General features: G+C 69.5%; 6 protein-coding genes. 4 read left to right on the forward strand and 2 right to left on the reverse strand.

Annotated features, from left to right (window positions below; translation table 11 throughout):
* A partial coding sequence (locus AC2VOR_RS19745; protein WP_486964356.1) for an SDR family NAD(P)-dependent oxidoreductase occupies positions 1-301 on the reverse strand: 301 nt, incomplete at its 3' end.
* Between the two features lie 2 nt (positions 302-303).
* Positions 304-801, reverse strand: coding sequence for an SDR family NAD(P)-dependent oxidoreductase (locus AC2VOR_RS19750; RefSeq protein ID WP_369738373.1), 498 nt, complete (start codon positions 799-801; stop codon positions 304-306).
* A gap of 87 nt (positions 802-888) precedes the next feature.
* Between AC2VOR_RS19750 and AC2VOR_RS19755 the strand changes: the two genes are divergently transcribed.
* The 4 genes from AC2VOR_RS19755 to AC2VOR_RS19770 all read left to right on the forward strand — a co-directional run.
* Positions 889-1,332: a nuclear transport factor 2 family protein gene (locus tag AC2VOR_RS19755; RefSeq protein ID WP_369738374.1), complete on the forward strand. Its 444-nt coding sequence runs from the start codon at positions 889-891 to the stop codon at positions 1,330-1,332.
* 4 nt (positions 1,333-1,336) lie between these two features.
* Entirely contained in the window at positions 1,337-2,506 is a 1,170-nt protein-coding gene (locus AC2VOR_RS19760; protein WP_369738375.1) for a sulfotransferase family protein, read from the forward strand.
* A gap of 10 nt (positions 2,507-2,516) precedes the next feature.
* On the forward strand, positions 2,517-3,761 hold the full coding sequence (locus tag AC2VOR_RS19765; RefSeq protein ID WP_369738376.1) for a hypothetical protein: 1,245 nt from the start codon (positions 2,517-2,519) through the stop codon (positions 3,759-3,761).
* Between the two features lie 2 nt (positions 3,762-3,763).
* Positions 3,764-4,241 (forward strand): SDR family NAD(P)-dependent oxidoreductase (locus tag AC2VOR_RS19770; protein WP_486964357.1); only part of this gene is annotated, 478 nt, incomplete at its 3' end.

Here is a 4,241-nt window from a genome sequence, read left to right on the forward strand (position 1 = left end):
CGATCTCGCCGAGTTCGTCGACGCCGGCGCGCACCCCGGCCTCCAGCTGTTCGAGGTCGCGGACGTCGGCGACGACGGGCACCGCCCTGCCGCCCGCGGCCCGGACCAGTCGCACGGTCTCGTCGAGGTCGGCTTTGGTGGCCAGCGGGTAGGGGATCGCGTCGATGTCGGCGCACAGGTCCACGGCGATGATGTCGGCGCCCTGCCCGGCCAGCGCCACGGCGTGGCTGCGTCCCTGGCCGCGCCCCGCGCCGGTGACGACGGCGACGGTGTTCGCGAGTTCCCGCTCGGGTTCACCCATGGCTAGATCTCCATCGTTGTGCTGGTTGCCTTTTCGGCGAACGCCACCAGGCGGGCGGCCGTGTCGTAGTCGCACGCCAGCTCCGTGCGGCCGATCAGGACGGGGCCGCCGCGCAGTCCGAACCGGCCGCTGACCCCGACGTAGTTGCCCGGCGGCAGGGGTTCGCTGATGCAGTGCGCGTCGGAGCCGACGTTGATGATCTGCGAGCGCACCCGCGGCAGCAGCAGGTTGGTCAGGGCGAACGGTCCGAGCAGGTTGGTGGCCAGCGTCGTCTCGAATCCGTCGGCGGTCTCGGTGCGGTGGTCGGTCAGGGTGCCGGCGTTGTTGACCAGGATGTCGACGTCGCCGAGTTCGGTGTTGCGCACAGCCAGGATCACGTGGGCGCCGGCCCTGGCCAGGGCGCGCGTCGTGCCCAGGCCGACGCCGTTGGTCGCGCCGGTCACGATCACCCGCTTGCCGGTCAGGTCGCCGAGCCGGCCCGGCGTCCACGGTGCTGCCACGCGATCAGAGTAATGGTTGGTTCTATGAAAGTAAGGCCGGCTCTGCCACGATGGTCTGCGACGGTCACCAGGCAGGAGCGAGCCCGAGTGAATGACAGCGCCATTGAGATCACCAACCTGATCTACCGCTACGCCGAACTTATCGACGCCGGTGACCTCGACGCCGTCGCGGGCCTTTTCGCCCACGGCCGCATCTGCGGAGTCGAGAACGGCCCGCCCGAGACGGTGTTCACCGGATCGGCCGGCGTGCGGAAGATGTACGAGATGGCCACCCGCATCTACGAGGACGGCACCCCCAAGACCAAACACAACACCAGCAACGTGCAACTACACATCGACGAGGCCGGCGGGACCGCCCGCAGCACGTCCTACTACTGCGTCACCCAGGCCACTCCCGAGCTGCCGCTGCAGGTGATCGTGACCGGGCATTACAAGGACACCTTTCACCGGGTCGACGGGGCGTGGTGGTTCGACACCCGCACGATGTTCGTCGACCAGGTCGGCGACGTCAGCCGGCACCTGAAGTTCTGAGCCCGTGCCCCACCCGGACGCCTTCGATGCCGCCGGCGTGCTGGCCGACGCGCAGCGCAAGGAGGCCCTGACCGACTGGGGGCCGGGGGATTTCGAACGCCCGCTGGGCGTGCTGCTGGCCGACTACGCCCATGCCGACCTCAACGCCGTCGGGGCCCACATCCTGCGGTCGGGCATCGTGCACAGCCTGCGCATGCGGTTGCGTGCCCTGGAATGGCTCCGCCGCCACCCCGAGATCCTCGACGAGCGGGTGGTCGCGCCCGTCGTCGTGGTGGGCATGATGCGCAGCGGCACCACCCTGCTGCAGCGACTGCTGGCCGCCGACCCGCGTTTCCACTGCGCCCAAGGCTGGGAGGTCGTGGAGGTCGCGCCGCGTCTCGACGACCGGTTCTCCGGTGTCGATCCCCGCATCGCGGTGGCCGAAGCCCGGGAGGCCAAGTCCCGGGAACTGGCGCCGGAACTGTTCGCCATCCACCCGATGTACGCCCGGGAGGCCGAGGAGGAGATCGTCTTCCTGGCTGACGCTTTCCTGTCGCACGTGCCCGAATCCGGTGCGCACCTTCCGGCCTACCGGTCCTGGATCGACGAGCAGGATTTCACGCCCGCCTACGACTACCTGTACCGGATGCTGCAGTTCCTGCAGTGGCAGAAGCGCCGGGCCGGGACGGCCGGGGAGCGCTGGGTGCTCAAGTCGCCGGCGCATCTGGGCTACCTGGACCTGCTGCGCGCCCGATTCCCGGATCTGCACATCGTGCACATGCACCGCGACCCGCGCACCACGATCGCGTCGGGGGCCGGCCTGAACGCGACCCTGCACGCGATGCACGCCGACACCGTCGACCCCCACCGGGTGGGCGCGGAGTGGTTGCAGCGCATGGGCTGGACCAACGACCGTGCGATGGCGGTCCGCGACGGGTGGACCGACGACGCCGCGCGCGTCACCGACATCGCGTTCGACGACGCCGTGGCCGACCCGATCGGCCAGGTCGCCCGCGTCTACGACGACGTCGGGTTGCCGTTGACCGCCGCGGCGGAGACCGCGATGCGGCGCTGGCTGGCCGAGCGTCCCCGCGAGGCGCCGCGACCGCCCTACGACCTGGCGGACTACGGCCTGCGGCCAGAGCAGGTCGACGAGCGTTTCACGTTGTACAACAAGCGGTTTCGGTACCAGTGAGGAGCGGTGCATGCCCGATGACCCGATCGCGACAACATCTCAGCACGAACAGGAACTGGCGGCGCTGGAGCTGATCGAGCACGCAGAAGTCAAGGCGGCCTACCGCACCGTTGCCGAGACCTGGCTGGGACGGGCCAAGGCGTCGGCCGCCATGCGGGCGCGGTTCGACGACTCCTTCGCCGAGGTGATGTTCTCGGCGGCGGTGTGGTCGTCCAACCAGGACAAGTTGCGGCCCAAGGTCAGCTGCATCACCCGGCTGGCCCACCCCGTGAACGGCCGCCGTATCCCCGGATCCCGTTGGGGCATCGACAATCCCGACAGCGTGTACCGGGTGATCCCGATCTCCGGGGACGAGCGCTACGAGATCCGCGGCCGGGTCGGTGAGCACCGCATGACGGAGAACTACTTCACGCTCTGGGATGCCCGCATGGGCACCCTGAACGTGCTCAACGGCCGGACCATGGCGGTGGACTCCGACGGCAGCTTCACCATCACCGTCGACGCGGAACCCGCCGGCGGGCGCCCCAACCATGTGCAGACTTCGCCTGCGGCACATGAGTTCTACATCCGCGACGTGCTGCTGGACTGGGGCCGCGATGACCCGAACCATCTCAGCGTCGAACGGCTCGGCGGCCCACCGGGCGCGGCGGCGCGCACGCTCGACGAGCAGGCCGAGGCGACCGCGGCGATGATGGCCTACTTCGCCGACTTCACCGGGAAACTCAGCCACGGCGTGTACAAGATGCCGCCCAACCATTTCGACCTGGCCTGGTCGGCCGACAAGGTCGGCGCGATGCGCAACCAGGTGTATGTGATGGGACGCTTCGACCTCGCCGAGGACGAGGCCTTCGTCGTCGACCTCGATGACGGTGGCGCCGAGTACTTCACCGTGCCGCTGAGCAACATCTGGGGCACCACCCTGGACATCGTGGACCGCACCGGCAGCCTGAACAAGGCGCAGTCGGTGACCAACGAGGACGGCACCTACACCTACGTGATCGCGCCGTCCGATCCCGGCGTCGCGAACTGGATCGACTCCGACGGGCTGCGCGAGGGCATCCTGACGCTGCGGATGGCCGAGTTCGGCGAGGCCGGTCCGCGAGAGACCCTGGGCGCGCGCGGCAGGGTCGTCAAGCTCGACCGGCTCGACTCCGAAGTGCCGCACCTGGCGCGGGTGAGCCCGCAGCAGCGGGCGGCCCAGCTCGCCGAGCGGCGCGCGGCGTATTTGCGTCGCCTACCGGAAGGGACGGCCTAGAGATGGCGCGCTGGCTGATCACCGGGTGCTCCACCGGCTTCGGGCGCGAGATCGCCCGCGCCGCTCTCGCCGAGGGCCACAGCGTGGCGGTGACCGCGCGCCGGGCCGAGTCGGTGGCCGATCTCGTCGACGAGTTCGGCGACCGGGCGTTGGCCCTCGCCCTCGACGTGACCGACCCGACCCAGATCGCGGCGGCGGTGACCGCGGCCGGCGAGGCGTTCGGCGGGATCGACGTCCTGGTCAACAACGCCGGTCACGGCTACCTATCCGCGGTCGAGGAAGGCGAGGACGTCGAGGTCCGGAAGTTGTTTGACGTCAACTACTTCGGCGCCGTCGACATGATCAAGGCGGTGTTGCCGGCGATGCGCGCCCGCGGCTCGGGTCACATCGTCAACATCTCGTCGATGACCGGCCTGGTGGCCAACCCGCCCAACGCCTACTACTCGTCGACGAAGTTCGCGCTGGAGGCGCTGACCGAGG

The organism is Mycobacterium sp. TH-M103, from assembly GCF_057473785.1.

Bases quoted from the DNA above. Each gene is read 5' to 3' on its own strand.
- AC2VOR_RS19765 (WP_369738376.1), top strand. From the start codon at position 2,517: ATGCCCGATGACCCGATCGCGACAACATCTCAGCACGAACAGGAACTG.